The 16,040-nt window shown below is 59.5% G+C and carries 10 protein-coding genes; 2 read left to right on the top strand and 8 right to left on the bottom strand.

The window, feature by feature from the left end:
• Positions 1-110 precede the first annotated feature (110 nt).
• Entirely contained in the window at positions 111-1,331 is a 1,221-nt protein-coding gene (locus tag JBO08_RS14775) for an aspartate aminotransferase family protein (protein ID WP_065874006.1), read from the bottom strand.
• Positions 1,332-1,755: 424 nt separating this feature from the next.
• Between JBO08_RS14775 and JBO08_RS14770 the strand changes: the two genes are divergently transcribed.
• Positions 1,756-6,645, top strand: coding sequence for a leucine-rich repeat domain-containing protein (locus JBO08_RS14770; RefSeq protein WP_256548044.1), 4,890 nt, complete (start codon positions 1,756-1,758; stop codon positions 6,643-6,645).
• 7 nt (positions 6,646-6,652) lie between these two features.
• Here the strand turns inward: JBO08_RS14770 and JBO08_RS14765 are convergent, their stop codons facing one another.
• The 7 genes from JBO08_RS14765 to acs all read right to left on the bottom strand — a co-directional run bounded on the left by JBO08_RS14765 (position 6,653) and on the right by acs (position 14,690).
• Entirely contained in the window at positions 6,653-7,633 is a 981-nt protein-coding gene (locus JBO08_RS14765; protein ID WP_065874008.1) for a GlxA family transcriptional regulator, read from the bottom strand.
• A gap of 246 nt (positions 7,634-7,879) precedes the next feature.
• The gene (locus JBO08_RS14760) at positions 7,880-8,644 is read right to left on the bottom strand and encodes an ABC transporter ATP-binding protein (RefSeq protein WP_005790637.1); all 765 of its coding nucleotides are present in this window, start codon (positions 8,642-8,644) and stop codon (positions 7,880-7,882) included.
• A gap of 27 nt (positions 8,645-8,671) precedes the next feature.
• Positions 8,672-9,784, bottom strand: coding sequence for a succinylglutamate desuccinylase/aspartoacylase family protein (locus tag JBO08_RS14755; protein ID WP_065881349.1), 1,113 nt, complete (start codon positions 9,782-9,784; stop codon positions 8,672-8,674).
• A 1-nt stretch (position 9,785) separates the two neighbouring features.
• On the bottom strand, positions 9,786-10,484 hold the full coding sequence (locus tag JBO08_RS14750) for an ABC transporter permease (RefSeq protein ID WP_049711879.1): 699 nt from the start codon (positions 10,482-10,484) through the stop codon (positions 9,786-9,788).
• Positions 10,481-11,170 carry an ABC transporter permease gene (locus JBO08_RS14745; RefSeq protein ID WP_032886746.1) on the bottom strand — a complete coding sequence of 230 codons (690 nt, stop codon included), beginning with the start codon at positions 11,168-11,170 and terminating at the stop codon, positions 10,481-10,483. Before JBO08_RS14745 ends, JBO08_RS14750 begins: the two co-directional genes overlap by 4 nt.
• 91 nt (positions 11,171-11,261) lie before the next feature.
• The gene (locus JBO08_RS14740; RefSeq protein ID WP_065874010.1) at positions 11,262-12,047 is read right to left on the bottom strand and encodes an ABC transporter substrate-binding protein; all 786 of its coding nucleotides are present in this window, start codon (positions 12,045-12,047) and stop codon (positions 11,262-11,264) included.
• A 687-nt stretch (positions 12,048-12,734) separates the two neighbouring features.
• Complete coding sequence (gene acs / locus JBO08_RS14735) at positions 12,735-14,690, bottom strand: acetate--CoA ligase (protein ID WP_065874011.1); 1,956 nt, start codon at positions 14,688-14,690, stop codon at positions 12,735-12,737.
• A gap of 397 nt (positions 14,691-15,087) precedes the next feature.
• Here acs and JBO08_RS14730 point away from each other — a divergent pair, with 397 nt between their 5' ends.
• Positions 15,088-15,357, top strand: coding sequence for a DUF2790 domain-containing protein (locus JBO08_RS14730; RefSeq protein WP_065874012.1), 270 nt, complete (start codon positions 15,088-15,090; stop codon positions 15,355-15,357).
• Positions 15,358-16,040 lie beyond the last annotated feature (683 nt).

Below are 16,040 nucleotides of genomic sequence, written 5' to 3'. Positions count from 1 at the left end.
TCAGTTGCACCGAGGTGATGCTATCGCAGGCAAGCCAGCTCCCACATTTGACTCGGTCCGGCATATAGAATTTTTGCTCGACGCCCGATCGCCAGGCGCCGAGCGGTAGATCAAACTTGCGTCAGTGCTTTTACAGCACGTTCAAAACGGTCCAGACCTTCGTTGATGTCCGCCTCTTCCACCACCAGACTCGGCGCAAAACGCACCACATCCGGGCCGGCTTGCAGGATCATCAGGTTTTCTTTCTCGGCCGCGTTGAACACGTCCTTGGCCTTGCCTTTGAACGCATCGCTCAGCACGCAACCAATCAGCAGGCCCATGCCGCGCACTTCGGTGAAGATGCCGTATTGCTTGCCGATCTGCTCCAGGCGGGCCTTGAACAGGTCGTGCTTGGCGTTCACACCGGCCAGCACTTCAGGGGTGTTGATCACGTCAATCACCGCCTCGGCCACCGCGCACGCCAGCGGGTTGCCGCCGTAGGTGGTGCCGTGGGTGCCAACGACCAGGTGCTTGGCCAGCGCTTCGGTGGTGAGCATCGCCGCAATCGGGAAACCGCCGCCCAGGCTCTTGGCGCTGGTGAGGATGTCCGGCGTCACGCCGTAATGCTGATAGGCAAACAGGTGGCCGCTGCGGCCCATGCCGGTTTGCACTTCGTCGAACACCAGCAGCGCGTTGTTCGCGTCACACAGTTCACGGGCGCCTTGCAGGTAAGCCAGCTCGGCCGGCAACACGCCGCCTTCGCCCTGGATCGGTTCCAGCACCACGGCGCAGGTCTTGCCCGAAACAGCCGCTTTCAGCGCGTCCAGATCGTTGTAAGGCACGTGGGTGATGCCGGTGATTTTCGGGCCGAAACCATCGGAATACTTGGACTGGCCACCGACGTTAACGGTGAACAGGGTACGGCCGTGGAAGCTGTTCAGCGCGGCGATGATCTCGTACTTCTCGGTGCCGAAACGGTCGAACGCGACGCGACGGGCCAGCTTGAACGCGGCCTCGTTGGCTTCGGCGCCGGAGTTGCAGAAGAACACCCGCTCGGCAAAGGTGGCGTCGATCAGCTTATGCGCCAGGCGCAAGGCCGGCTCATTGGTGAAGACGTTGGAGACGTGCCACAGCTTGTTGGCCTGTTCGGTCAGAGCCCCGACCAGCGCCGGGTGGGCGTGGCCCAATACGTTGACCGCGATGCCGCCGGCAAAGTCGATCAGCTCGCGACCGGCCTGGTCCCACACGCGCGAACCTTCGCCACGTACGGGGATGAAGGCAGCAGGTGCGTAGTTGGGAACCATGACCTGGTCGAAATCGGCACGTTGCACCGGGGCTTGCTCAACGGACATCGGAGTCTCCTGAAGAGGAACGCCTGCCTGGAACTGGCGGGCGATGCAGGGATTGTAAGGACAGTTTTCAGTAGGGCCTTGCCGCCAAGCGACAACTTCTTATAGCGCCAACCCGCGATTTTGGCGGGTTTACGCCAATGCGACAAATAGCATCGCAATGGCGCAGTTTAAACGGTGTGTTGCTGGAGAGGCAGAGGCACGGCTCGCTGATTTCTCTGCTTGCTTCATCTATCTACAGCCCCGGCGGCCGTCAGGCTGATGTGATGACGGTAAATTCACTCACCGAAGGATTCGCCGCATGTCCACGCTGACTTTAACCCCTATCACCCAACGCCTTGTAGAAGCAGCGAGCCGAGTGCCCGCCGGGGTTCATGCGCGCCTGCCGAAATGGCTTGGAAATGCCTCGAGCGACAGGCGTCAAGCCTTGAAAAACATCCCACTGGAATTTGCCGCCTGGCAGGGTGAAGCCAATCGCTCACAACACGCCCCCCTGAAAAAAGCCGTGCAGACCAGTTGGGAGGCGCAAAACCGGCTCGATACGGCCTTCGCAACGCTCCAGTCCCCCCAAGCCTTCGCGGCACCGTTACTGCAAGAGGCACTCAAGCAGCAGTTTGACGTTGAGTCCAATGTCACTACCACCTATCTGCGCCTGTATAAGCCTTTGACTTTACCCTTGGCGCCCCTCGAGACGGGCGCCAAACCCTGGACCGTGTCGCTGGTGGAGGCCGCGCTGCACAACTTCGACGCGGACGAAGGCAAAACAACGGCTTACACCGCAGAGTCAACCTTCATTACCGAACCGTCCACCACCGGGCAGTTCGACACGCTGCCGGGGCTGCGCGAGCAGATCAGCATCGCGCAATTCATCGGGTTGTGCCGCCAGCTGGATATCGGCGCGCACTATCAGCGCTACCTCAAGCATTTTTTCGGGTTCCAGGACGCTGTTCTCAAAACCCGGCTACGCAACAAAGTCATCCAGAGCCTGAAAGCCGATGCGCAAACGAGCCTGCAAATGGCCCGTCTCAAAAAGGATGTGACGCCCCCGGTCTTTGATGCACTTGGCCGCTGTCTGAATAACCTTGGCGCCGAGCTTGCCGGCAAGGCACTGCTCAGCCACGACCTTAACCTGATGAACGCGCCGCTGACCGGCATCGTACTGTTCGCTCCCGACCTGGAGTTACACCGCAGTGCAGCCCCGGTCGTGGCCTACATCCCCGGCGACCCACAGTCCCCGCTCAAGTACTACGTCAACGGCGCAGCATTTATGCAGGATCTGGCCAACAAGCTACGCAACACCGACTACCAGGCGTTTTTCAGCCGTTTCGTCAACCAGGAGCACCGTGGCTACTTCTTTGCCGGCCTCAACAGCCGCTTATCGCAAGTGGTCTGGCACGAGCACAGCGTCGGTGATCCACGACCCACCTGGCGCGACGAGCCGATAGCCCAACCCCGACTGCAATTTTACGCAGAGAAAATCACCGGCGATCTTTACCAACACCTGTACGAAAGCAAACTCAACAAGCTGCTCAATGATGCGCGGGTGACAGCCATCTCGACCGCCGACGCCGATAGCAAGGCACGCTGGCAACGCTGGGACATTGTGCAAAAAATCGGTAAAGCCATTCTCGAAATCGCCGCGTTCATTGCCGCGCCCTTCATTCCACCGCTGGGGTTGCTGATGCTCGGCTATACCGCCTATCAACTGCTTGATGAAGTCTTCGAAGGCATCATCGATTGGGCAGAAGGGCTCAAGAAGCAGGCATTCGGGCACCTGATGTCCATCCTTGAACAAATGCTTCAACTGGGCATGTTCGCGGTCGGCGCACCGATTGCCGAGGGCCTGCTGAGACAGGCGCTACCGAAGGAACTGTGGGACTTTTTCGACTCACTCACGCCGGTCACTGCCGGCGGCAAAACCCGCCTGTGGAACCGCGACCTGAAGCCCTATGCCCATGAGATTCAACTGGGTGCGGCGGCACGCGCTGACGCGCAGGGGCTGCATGCCCATGCAGGCAAACGAGTCCTGGCACTCAACGGGCAGCATTTTTCTGTCACGCAACACGCGGGCAACGCTTTCCTTGCACACCCCACCCATGCGCACGCCTACCGCCCGCGGATAATCGGCAATGGCAAGGGTGCCTGGATAACCCCAGGGGATCGCCCGCTGACCTGGGATCGCACCACCCTGCTGCGCCGCCTCGGGCCGCCGGCCGAGGGGATCAGTGAGGCAGGCCTTGAACTGGCCCACCGCATCAGCGGGACCGATGATGCGGCCCTGCGCAAAATGCACCTGGACCACCAGTCGCCGCCCCCACTGCTGATTGACACGCTCAAGCGCGTCAAGATCGATGAGCAGCTACAAGCCTTCATCGACCAGATGAACAGTGACGATCCTCAGGTTTATCAAAAAGCCGACCCACAGACCCAACTGTGGCTGCTCAGCCAGACCGGCTTATGGCCTGAATCCAAGACCCTGCGGTTTCTCAACGCAAAAGGTGAAACTGTCTGGGAGCACCAAGGCCGCAAAGATGCCGCTGTTGCACAAATACACGAAGCCCAGATGAACAATGGCGACCTGCTGCAAACCCTGCTGGAAACCTTGGACGAGTCAGAACGCAAAACCCTGCTTGAAGAGGCGTTCGGCAGCCCCACCACCCCGATGAACGTGCGTATTGCCACGCTGCGCAAACGCTTGGCACGCCAAGCCCAGGACAAACGTGCCAGCCTGTTTGACTCGCGCTATCGAAAAGAGGAAATCATCGATACCGCACGCCTGCAAAAAGTCATCGACACCACCTCCGGCCTGCCGACGAGCGCTGCCGAAGAAGTATTACGCGGTGCGACCGGGGAAGAGCTATCGGGCATCGACCAAGGCAAAGTGCCCGCATCGGTGATAGAGCGCGCACGCTGGGCTGCCCATGAAGTGCGCATCAGTCGGGCCCATGAAGGGCTGTACATGGACGCCCTGGAAAGCAATGACACACACCGTCTTGCCTTGCATTCGCTGGAAAACCTGCCGGGATGGTCGCCGCAGGTGCGCCTGGTAGTCACCGACTTCAGCCGTACCGGCAAGGTACGCGATGCTATCGGCAGCCCCCAGGCACCGATACACCGCACGCTCGTGTGCACTGTCGAGGGCGATTACATTCCCGAAGACGGCAAGGGCACCCTGTTTGGCGCAACCGACTTCTACACCGCCGTTCTCCAGGCACTGCCGGACGCGCAGCGCAACGCACTGGGCATTCATATCGGCCAGGGCCCGCTGCTGAGGCAAACCTTGCGTCAACACACGCTGGCGCGTGAAGCGCTGGGCACTCTGCTGGCCGAAGCCCCCGTGCGTAAACCATCTTACGACCCGGCCCTGATGCGCCTGCCCGGCGGCATGGAAGGCTACGGCAGCAGCCCGGCAACCCCGAGCACCCCTCTGGAGACTCAGTTATTACATGAGCTGTACCCGAGCCTGAGCCCAGCACAAGTGACCAACGCATTGAACTTCATGAGGTACCGGCCCGGCTCCCCCCTGCAAACGCTTCAATACTTGAAGAACGAATTTTTACAGTTAGAAAACAGGCTTTCGACCTGGAACTCCAACACGCCGCAAACCCTTCAGGGTACCGACATACCGCTCCCCCCCTCGACGATCGCCGATGAGCAACTCAATCGCTGGAGATGGACGCGCGAACTGATCCGCGCCTGGCGTCATGAAACCCCACCGGATCCAGCCTTCAGCGAGGGCCACCAGTTGCACCTGCCGCCGCTGTACGGCGAACTCCCCACACTCAATACACGCTTCAAGTTCATCTCCACCCTGAGTCTGAGGGGCTACCGCACCACCCGGGACGCACCCGCGTTCCTCACGCACTTCCCCAACCTGCGAACGCTGGCTATCCGCGATATTGCCCTCAACACAATCCCCCCAGAGGTCATTGGGCTGCCCCACCTCGACAGCCTGACGTTACGCAACTGCAACCTCCACCTGTCCCTTCAAAATCGTGCAGACCTTGCCACGCGGACCGGGCTTCGCCATCTGGACCTGTCTGACAACAACCAACTGTCGCTCACACCCGACCTCAGAGCCCTGGCCGACTTGCAGACACTGAATCTGAGCCAGACCAATATCTCCCAATTCCCCGAAGGCCTGCTCAACCGCCCTCGGTTGACGCGTGCCGACCTCAGTAACAACTATTTGAGGCGGCTACCCGAGGCCGCCTTCAGCGTGCCCCGCGCAACCGCCAGAGTCTTTGATCTGTCAGGCAACCCGCTGTCTCGCGCCACGCTGGAGCGCATCAAACGCTATTGCCAGAGAACCGGCGAACACTTTGGCGCAGACGCCCATCCTGCCGAGCGCCAGCGGGTCCTCGAGCTCTACCCCAGCTACACCGCCACTGAAGCCAATAACTTTATTTTCAAGCTGCCCGGTGGGTTGGATGACTCCATGGCAATCCTGGAACGCCTGAAAGTCGACTACGAGCGCCTGCAAGCGGACTTGGGAGAATGGGCGGCAAACGTACCCGACCCGCACGAGGGGGCGCCAATGGACGAAGACGCGCAGGCGCGACAACAAGTCCTGCGAGGCCAACTCAAGGCATTGATTGAGGAAGGCTGGCGCAGGGAGACCAGCCTGAATGCAGAGCATGAGCCACCCACCACCTCCCACAACATGACATTAGCCGTGCCGCTGCTCGGCGATCTGCCGGTGCTGAGGGTCGATTTCGAACATATTTCAAGGCTGGAACTGAGGGGGGAGGACACCACATCGATCCCCGCGGGATTTATCGAGCGTTTTCCCAACCTAGAGAGCCTGTTTATCCATCGGTATGCACTGCCAGACATTCCCGCCGGCGTATTCAAGCTGCCGAAGCTCAAGCGGCTCAACCTGACTCAAAGCACGGTCCGTTTGACGCAAAAAAGCGCCGCAGACTTGAGCGACCTGCACACCCTTGAATACCTGGACCTGAGTCACAACACAGACCTGGGCATTTCCCCCGACATCAGCAAAATGTCCGGACTGGAAACCCTGATGATTGAAAGCGCCGGCCTCACCGAGCCCCCTCACGGGATGTTCAACCTGCCCCGCCTCGATGTGGTGAGCCTGAGAAACAACCGAATGACCGAGCTTCCTGACGACCTGTTTGAACTGGACGCTGACAGGGCTGACGGCTTCAATCTCGGCGGCAACCGTTTCTCTACCGGGACGATAGACAAGCTGCGCCACTACTACCGGCGTACGGCCGTGGACTTTGACGTACCCGAAGCTCGACAGCCCGAGGCGACGCTGGCCGACACCGGCTCCGAAGAAGAGGGGGAGGAATAAAAAATGCTCAACCGCGCTCGGATGGCACCGACGACAGCTCGAACGGGCTGCTGCTGCGGCGCTGGTTGCGGTCTTCACGCGGCGTGGCGCCGAAGAAGTTGCGGTAGGCGCTGGAGAAATGCGGCCCCGAGGAGAAGCCGCACGACAGGCCGATCTGAATGATCGACTTGCTGGTTTGCATGAGCATCTGGCGCGCCTTGTTCAGGCGCAGTTCCAGGTAGTACTGGCTGGGGACGCGATTGAGGTATTGCTTGAAGATGCGTTCGAGTTGTCGTCGCGATACACAGACGTGCTGGGCGATTTCATCGGTGGTCAGCGGTTCCTCGATATTCGCCTCCATCAACAAAACCGCCTGGGTCAGCTTCGGATGGCTGGAACCCAGGCGGTTTTGCAGTGGAATGCGCTGGCGCTCGCCGCCTTCGCGAATGCGCTCCACCACCAGCTCTTCGGAGACTGCACCGGCCAGTTCGGCGCCGTGATCACGAGCGAGTACTGCCAGCAGCAGATCGAGCACAGACATGCCACCGCAGGCGGTGAGGCGGTCGCGGTCCCAGTCGAACAGATGGCTGGTGGCGATGACCTTGGGGAAACGCTCGGCGAAATCGTCCTGCCAGCGCCAGTGCACGGCGGCGCGGTAGCCGTCGAGCAGGCCGAGCTGGGCCAGCGGGTACACACCCGCCGACAAGCCGCCAATCACGCAACCGGCGCGAACCAGCTGCTTGAGCGCGGTGCTCAGTTGCGAGGCGATGACGGTCGGCGGTTCGTCCGCCAGCAGGAACAGCTTCTGGAAGCCCTCGATCTTACCGGCCCACGGCTCGCCCGGCAGTTGCCATGCGCCTTCGGCCGCCGGTTCCGCGAGCAAAAACGACAGCTCGTAGACCACGTCCGGATGCACCCGCTGAGCAACGCGCAAGGCCTCCTCAGCCAGCGCAAGCGTCAGGGCTTTTGTGCTGGGCCAAATCAGGAAACCAATTTTATGGGCGGTCATGGAGGGCTATCCGAAACGAAGAACGGTAATGAAGACAAGGGCTAATGCTAGCCCGTAAACCAACACAAATCTCAAAACATAGGGAGATCAAATGTGGGAGCTGGCTTGCCTGCGATAGCGCTGGGTCAGCTGGCATATCTGTTTCTGATACACCGCTATCGCAGGCAAGCCAGCTCCCACAGGGGATCGGCGTCAACCTCAAGACTGTTGAGCATGCACTATTTCAGTGCATAAAAGCAGTCCTGATTATTTCAAGCTACCCGACAAGAACTGCTGCAAACGCTCGGACTGCGGGTTCACCAGCACTTCCCTCGGGTTGCCACGCTCTTCAACGATACCTTTGTGCAAGAACACCAGTTGGTTCGACACTTCACGGGCAAAGCCCATTTCGTGGGTCACCACCACCATGGTGCGGCCTTCCTGGGCCAGGTCCTGCATCACCTTGAGCACTTCGCCGACCAGTTCCGGGTCGAGCGCCGAGGTGGGTTCATCGAACAGCATCACCTCCGGCTCCATCGCCAAGGCACGTGCGATTGCCACGCGCTGCTGCTCACCGCCCGACATATGGCCGGGGAACGCATCCTTACGATGGCCCACCCCAACTTTGGCCAGGTAGTGCTCGGCCTTTTCACGGGCTTCTTTTTTCGACATGCCGAGCACGTGCACCGGCGCTTCCATGACGTTTTCCAGCGCGGTCATGTGCGACCACAGGTTGAAATGCTGGAACACCATGGACAGGCGCGAACGCATGCGTTGCAACTGCTTGGGGTCGGCGGCCTTCATGGCGCCGTCTTTGTTGGCCACCAGTTTCAGCTCTTCATTGTTGAGCAGAATCTTGCCGGCGTGAGGCTGCTCGAGCAGGTTGATGCAGCGCAAAAAGGTACTTTTGCCCGAACCACTGGAACCAATGATGCTGATTACATCACCGGCCGCGGCGGCCAGGGACACGCCTTTGAGCACTTCATGACTGCCATAGCGTTTATGCAGGTCTTGGACTTCAAGTTTGTACATGCGGTCGGTTCTCACAAAAACAGGTGGTCAGTCGTTGAGCAAGCGCCCGTGACGCAGCGCTTCGCGCCCCGCCACCTTGGCCAGCCAGAAACCCGCTTGGGCATAACGTAGCCGTTCAACGGCAAACAACACCCCCGAGGTGCCCGCGCAAACGGTGCTCACGCGGTCGTCCAGGGGGTCAATCACTTCAAAAATCGGCTCGCCTTTTTCGATCCACTCACCGGCTTTACGCAGGTAGCTGATCACCCCGGCGTGGGGTGCGAACAGCAGCTCGGTGCCTTCAAAAGGCATGCCTTCGCAGGGTTCGAACTGTGGCGCGGGCCATTCCCCCTTAATCAAGCCCTGCTCGGCGAGAAACGCGAGAATGCCTTCGGCGTGGAAGATCGCCTCGTCACGACCCGTGTCGGCCTGGCCGCCCAGTTCCAGGGTCGTCGCCAGGCAGGCCAGCGGGACCTGTGCTTCGGGGAACGCCTGGGACAAGCGCAGCCACGGCAGCGAGCAGGCTTCATCAAACGAACTGCCGCCGGAATCTTCCGCCAGCAGGCCGACCTTCACCCCCAAATGCGCCGACAGCGAGCGCCACTGCGGCCAGTGCTGCGGCAGCGCATACATGTGCAATGCGGCTTCGGCGTCGCAATGCAGGTCGAGCACCACATCGGCGGTGCAAGCGTGGCTCAGCAGGATGCGTTGCATGCCTTGCAGCTGGCTGCTCGGCTCTGGCAACGCGCTGAGCACATCACTCATGGCCTGGCGGATCAAGCGCACATTGGCGTGAGGATCATCGCCCAACTTGCCCTTGAGCAACTCAGTGACCGGCTCGCTCAACTCGACGAAATCGCGGTTGAAGTTCTTGCCGCTGCCCACTTCGAAACGGCCCTGGTGGCTGCCTTGCAGCAACTGACCCAAGCCCATCGGGTTGGCCACCGGCACCAGCTCGATCACGCCATTGAGCGCACCTTGCTGTTCCAACTCGGCCAGGCGCTTTTTCAGCTCCCACGCGGCGCGCATGCCGGGTAATTCATCGGCGTGCAGGCTGGCCTGGATATACGCCTTGCGCTCGCCCTTGCCAAAGCGGAACACGCTCAGCTGGCGCTCGCACCCCAGGTGGCCCCAGGGCAACAGGTGATCGATACGTTCCATATCAGTGCTTCCGTGGAGCCAGGTAGCTGAGCCAGCGGCGCTCGGCCAACTTGAACAGGCGCACCAGGATAAAGGTGAGGCACAGGTAGAACACACCAGCGGTGATATAGGCTTCGAACGGCAGGTAGAACTGCGCGTTCACCGTGCGCGCGGCACCGGTGATGTCGATCAGGGTGACGATGGAGGCCAGGCTGGTGGTCTGCAACATCATGATCACTTCGTTGCTGTACTGCGGCAGCGCGCGGCGCAGGGCCGACGGCAGCAGGATGCGGCGATACAGCTTGTAGCGCGACATGCCCATGGCCTTGGCCGCTTCGATCTCGCCGTTGGGCGTGGCCTTGAGGCTACCGGCAATGATCTCGGCGGTGTAGGCGCTGGTGTTGATCGCAAACGCCAGGCACGCACAGAACGTGGCGCTGGACAGCAGCGGCCACATGAAACTCTCGCGCACCGCCTCGAACTGGGCCAGGCCGTAGTAGATCAAGAACAGCTGCACCAGCATCGGCGTGCCACGGATCACATAGGTGTAGAGCCAGGCCGCACCGTTGATGATCGGCTGCTTGGACACACGCATCAGGCCCAGGGGCAAGGCGGCGAGCAGGCCGAAGAACAGCGAGATGGCGAGCAGTTTCAGGGTGGTCAGCAGGCCGCCAAGGTACAGCGGCATGGCCTCCCAGATGACGTTGTAGTCGAAGATCATAGATCAGCCGCCCTTACGCCTACCGAGTAGCGCTTCTCAAGATAACGCAGGGCCAGCAACGACACGCTGGTGATCACCAGGTACATCGCCGCCACTGCGAGGAAGAAGGTAAAAGGCTCGCGGGTGGCATCTGCCGCCTGCTTGGCCTTGAACATCATGTCTTGCAGGCCCACCACCGAAATCAGCGCGGTGGCCTTGGTGAGTACCAGCCAGTTGTTGGTAAACCCAGGGATAGCCAGCCGAATCATCTGCGGCACCATCACCCGGAAAAACACCTGAAAACTGCTCATGCCATACGCAAGGCCGGCTTCGGCCTGGCCCTTGGGAATGGCCATGAAGGCGCCACGAAACGTTTCCGAGAGGTAGGCGCCAAAGATGAAACCCAGAGTGCCGATACCGGCGGCCAGGGGGTTCAAGTCGATATAGTCGTCATAGCCAAGCATCGGCGCGACGCGGTTAAGCAAGTCCTGACCGCCGTAGAAAATCAGCAGGATCAGCACCAGGTCGGGGATCCCGCGGATCACCGTGGAGTACAAGTCACCCAGCCAAGCCAACCAGCGCACCGGCGACAGGCGTAATGCGACCCCGATCAGACCCAGAACAATGGCCAAGGCCATGGACGACAAGGCGAGCTGAAGCGTCAACCATGCGCCATCGAGGATGACGGCCCCGTAGCCTTTCAACATGATTCAGGTCCTCGAAAAGGGGGATGAAAAAATGGCGCAAACCTCAGGAACTCTGTTGCTTGCGCCATTCAGGACAGACAGCTACGACGGTTTACTTGGCTTCAGGGCCGTAAATGTCGAAGTTGAAGTACTTTTTCTCGATTTCTTTGTACTTGCCATTGGCACGGATCGCCGCGATAGCAGCGTTGATGCGGTCCAGGTTTTCCTTGTCGCCTTTACGTACCGCGATGCCGATGCCGTCGCCGAAGTATTTGGCGTCGGTGAAGGCCGGGCCGGTGAACGCGTAGCCTTTGCCGGCTGGGGTATCGAGGAAACCTTCCTGCAGCAGGGTAGCGTCAGCCACGGTGCCGTCGAGGCGACCGGCTTCCACGTCCAGGTAAATTTCGTTCTGCGAGCTGTAAGGCACAACCGTGGCGCCTTTAGGGGCCAGGACTTCCTTGGCAAAACGGTCATGGATCGAACCGCGCTGCACGCCGATTTTCTTGCCTTTCAGTTCATCCAGACTGTCGCTGACCGCAGTGCCTTCCTTCAACACCAGGCGCGCTGGGGTCAGGTAGTAGCGGTTGGTGAAGTCCACGGACTTCTTGCGGTCTTCAGTGATGGACATGGACGACAGGATCGCGTCGATCTTGCGCACTTTCAGCGCAGGGATCAGGCCGTCGAATTCTTGCTCGACCCAGGTGCACTTGACCTTCATCTCTTCGCACAGGGCGTTGCCGATGTCGTAGTCAAAGCCGACGATGCTGCCATCGGGAGCTTTAGAGGCGAACGGAGGGTAAGCCGCTTCGATACCAATTTTCAGCGGCTTGCCTTCAGCGAAAGCCTGCATGGACAGCACGGACAGCGCCAGGGCGCCCAACAGCACGAGTTTCTTCATCTTGGGACTCCATCGGTATAGGGCAAAAACAGCAGTATGAGCCATGGCCCACGATGCGACTTAAAGGAAACCGAATTGCGGTGCTGCGTCCTACGCCAGTTAAACCTGCGACGACGAGCGAGTGATCGGCATTCTAACGACAGGCTGGAAGCCGATATTTCCTCAATGCGACAACAATTTACAGAAGCACCGAGAAAGCCGTTCCAACTTATTGACAGCCTCTGGATTTTATGCAGAGACAAAAGACATTAAACCTGTAGACGCTGCAAATTGCGGGCCTATTATTCGCAAACCCTTCTGGCACGGCAAGTGTGGCGTTTAATCTTATTTGCTGGGGTGTCTGGAATGCGGTTTTTGCGGGCGGGGGCGTAGCACTTTGCCTCATGTTTGGGCGCGGGGTTACACATTTGCGTTCGACGGTAACATTCAGAAACCTCCTACGTGAGAAACCGATATTTATTGGTTTGGAAGTAACCCGGCCCGTCAGAACACCACCGAGGCCCGCGATGGAATACAACCCAAATGTGGGCTTGCTCGCGAATGCGGTGAGTCAGCTACATATGAGCCAACTGATCCACCGCTTTCGCGAGCAAGCCCGCTCCCACTGGGGATTTGCATCGACTCAATTCCCACAAAAAAGCCCCACCCGACTTACACCGAATGGGGCTTTATCTGACTATCCCGCGCTTACGCGACGTTCATGGTCTTGTGCGTCTCAATCAAATGCGCCACCACGCCCGGATCCGCCAGGGTGGAGATATCCCCCAACCCGTCATACTCAGCCGTGGCAATCTTGCGCAGAATCCGCCGCATGATTTTCCCCGAGCGCGTCTTCGGCAAGCCCGGCGCCCACTGGATCACGTCCGGCGAAGCAATCGGCCCGATCTCTTTGCGCACCCAGTTTTTCAGCTCCAGGCGCAGCGCTTCGTTCGGCTCTTCGCCATTTTTGAGCGTGACATACACATAGATGCCCTGCCCTTTGATGTCGTGCGGCACACCGACAACGGCCGCTTCGGCAACTTTCGGGTGCGCAACCATCGCGCTTTCAATCTCGGCGGTGCCCATGCGGTGGCCGGACACGTTCAACACGTCGTCCACACGCCCGGTGATCCAGTAGTAACCGTCCTCGTCACGCCGCGCACCGTCACCGGTGAAGTACATGCCACGGAACGTCTTGAAGTAGGTGTCGACGAAGCGGTCATGGTCGCCAAACAGCGTACGCGCCTGGCCTGGCCACGAATCGAGGATCACCAGGTTACCTTCGGCGGCGCCTTCGATCAGGTTGCCCAGGTTATCCACCAACGCCGGCACCACACCAAAGAACGGCCGTGCCGCCGAACCCGGCTTGAGCGCGTGAGCGCCCGGCAGTGGGCTCATCATGTTGCCGCCGGTTTCGGTCTGCCACCAAGTGTCGACAATCGGGCAACGGGATTGGCCGACGTTCTTGTAGTACCAATCCCAGGCTTCCGGGTTGATCGGCTCGCCCACCGAACCCAACAAACGCAGGCTGCTGCCATCGGCGCCTTCACAGGCAGCGGTGCCCGAAGCCATCATTGCGCGGATCGCGGTCGGTGCGGTGTAGAGGATGTTGACCTTGTGCTTGTCGACGATCTTCGCCACCCGGGTGATGTCCGGGTAGTTCGGCACGCCTTCGAACAGCAAGGTGGTCGCGCCATTGGCCAGCGGGCCGTAGACAATGTAGGTGTGGCCAGTGACCCAGCCGACGTCGGCGGTGCACCAGTAGATTTCGCCTGGGCGGTAGTCGAACACACGTTCATGGGTCAGGGCCGCGTAAAGCAGGTAGCCGCCGGTGGTGTGCTGCACGCCTTTAGGCTTGCCGGTTGAACCGGAGGTATAAAGGATGAACAGGGCTTCTTCGGCGCCCATCTCTTTGGGTGCGCACACAGTGCCGGCCACTTTCATCAGGTCTTCGTACCAGATGTCGCGATGCTGGTTCCACTTGATCTGGCCATTGGTGCGCTTGCACACGATGACTTTCTGGATGCTGCTGGTTTCCGGGTTGGTCAGGGCGTCGTCGACGTTGGCCTTCAGCGGAATTTTCTTACCGGCGCGAATGCCTTCATCGGCGGTGATCACCACCTTCGACTTACAGTCAATGATGCGACCGGCCAGAGCCTCCGGCGAAAAACCGCCAAACACCACCGAGTGAATCGCACCGATACGGGTACACGCCAGCATGGCGACCACAGCTTCGGGGATCATCGGCATATAGATCGTCACTACATCGCCGCGGTGCACATCCTGGCCGCGCAGGGCGTTGGCGAACTTGCAGACTTGTTCATGCAGCTCGCGGTAGGTGATGGTGCGGCTCTCGGCAGGGTCATCGCCCTCCCAGATGATCGCCGCCTGGTCGCCACGCTCAGCGAGGTGACGGTCCAGGCAGTTGTAGGAAACGTTCAAGGTGCCATCGGCAAACCACTTGATGTCGACATGGTGATCGTCGAAAGAGGTCTGCTTCACCGTGGTGAAAGGCTTGATCCAGTCAAGACGCTTGGCTTGCTCGCGCCAGAAGCCATCGGGGTTGACCACCGACTGCTGGTACATGGCCTTGTAGGTTGCCTCGTCAGTCAGCGTGTTGGCTGCTACTTCGGGGCGAACGGGGTACAGGGAAGCCGCACTCATCTTTCTTACCTCGGTGACATAGTTGTTGTTGTATGGCCCTGTTGTAGCCGGGGCTGGCCTATAGAACCATTCGACGATGGTAGTAACAAGCCCCTACAAATTACCCTGACATCCCCGTTCACGCCCCTAGCCCGCGGGCTGCGGCGGTTCGCAGCATTGTGAAAAAAGCTTTACCACAGGATTGTTACAAAAACCGCCAAAAGTGTTTATCAAAAGTGCGGGTATATGAATATAACCCACACGCCTAGAATCACTTCCGCCAACACAGGCACTGCGATTGACAACGTAACAGCCCCCACGAAGGCAACGTTAATCCGAACTCACCAACCCTAAGTTACACACGTGGCCTCACAAGGGCCCCGTGACCCCTTTCGCCCTGAAGAAGGTAAGTAAAGAAATGAAAGCTTTATTAGTTATGGCCTTGAGCAGCTTGTGCGCCACCGCCGCCCTGGCCGACGAGGCCCCGACTGAACTGGCCGGCCAGAGCGCGCCGATTGTTGAGGACTACACTTACAGCACCCATCTGGACGTCGCCAAAGTATTATCGATGAGCAACATCCCGGAAGTTTGCGAAGTTGTACCGGTGAAGATGGAATATGAAGATTCGCAAGGTCAGCGTCATATTCTTAACTATCACGTGATGGGTAATGGTTGTTCTAACGGGTAATAACTTATTACGTCAGGTTTAACCCCGGATCTTGGTCGCCGCAAGAAATCGTTCTTGCGGCCAAGGACCCACCTCGAATCCCGCAAATCAAATGTGGCAGCTGGCTTGCCTGCGATAGCGGTTATAGCCACAACCACGCTGCAAAGCCTTACCCCACTCCCCCGCCCAAAAAACCTCCCGCCGTCCGTCAAAAATTTCGAGCCCCAGCAAAGCCTTATAAAACCGCACTCTGGCCGAAAAACACGCCATTCTGGCCGGTCTCCGTGACCATCCGTCCCAACACAAACCCATTTTTTTCCCCTACAATGCGCGAGTAAATCGGGCCTGCAATATCCCTTTACACAGGGACGAAGAGCCAGACTGAGGCCTCCGCAGGAGCAAGCACGCACCGCTCCGCACCTCAAGCCTCACGCAGAGTACCCGTAACCCTATTCCGTTTAATGCCTGCGCTAGCTGCTGCAACAAACGATTCCTTAAGATCCACCGCGGCCTCTGGGCCGTGTGAACACCCAACCATCCGGTTTCACACGGGCACCTTTGAGCCCTCACGCAGGAGACGACACGTCATGCTGAGCTGGGACGAATTCGACAAAGAAGAAGAAGGCGAGGTAGCCACCAAAGGCGCCAACGCCGGCCACGCCACCGAAGCCAACATGGACCGCCTCGACGGTGCCGGCGCTGCC

The sequence above is a fragment of the Pseudomonas sp. LAP_36 genome (genome assembly GCF_019456785.1).
Taxonomy (GTDB): Bacteria; Pseudomonadota; Gammaproteobacteria; order Pseudomonadales; family Pseudomonadaceae; genus Aquipseudomonas; species Aquipseudomonas tritici.
Note: the sequence above shows the minus strand (reverse complement) of the source record. Positions and strands in the feature narration are given on the sequence as shown.

Coding starts and splice junctions, on each gene's coding strand:
- JBO08_RS14775 (WP_065874006.1), bottom strand. CDS start 1,331: ATGTCCGTTGAGCAAGCCCCGGTGCAACGTGCCGATTTCGACCAGGTC.
- JBO08_RS14765 (WP_065874008.1), bottom strand. CDS start 7,633: ATGACCGCCCATAAAATTGGTTTCCTGATTTGGCCCAGCACAAAAGCC.
- JBO08_RS14760 (WP_005790637.1), bottom strand. CDS start 8,644: ATGTACAAACTTGAAGTCCAAGACCTGCATAAACGCTATGGCAGTCAT.
- JBO08_RS14755 (WP_065881349.1), bottom strand. CDS start 9,784: ATGGAACGTATCGATCACCTGTTGCCCTGGGGCCACCTGGGGTGCGAG.
- JBO08_RS14750 (WP_049711879.1), bottom strand. CDS start 10,484: ATGATCTTCGACTACAACGTCATCTGGGAGGCCATGCCGCTGTACCTT.
- JBO08_RS14745 (WP_032886746.1), bottom strand. CDS start 11,170: ATGTTGAAAGGCTACGGGGCCGTCATCCTCGATGGCGCATGGTTGACG.
- JBO08_RS14740 (WP_065874010.1), bottom strand. CDS start 12,047: ATGAAGAAACTCGTGCTGTTGGGCGCCCTGGCGCTGTCCGTGCTGTCC.
- acs (WP_065874011.1), bottom strand. CDS start 14,690: ATGAGTGCGGCTTCCCTGTACCCCGTTCGCCCCGAAGTAGCAGCCAAC.
- JBO08_RS14730 (WP_065874012.1), top strand. CDS start 15,088: ATGAAAGCTTTATTAGTTATGGCCTTGAGCAGCTTGTGCGCCACCGCC.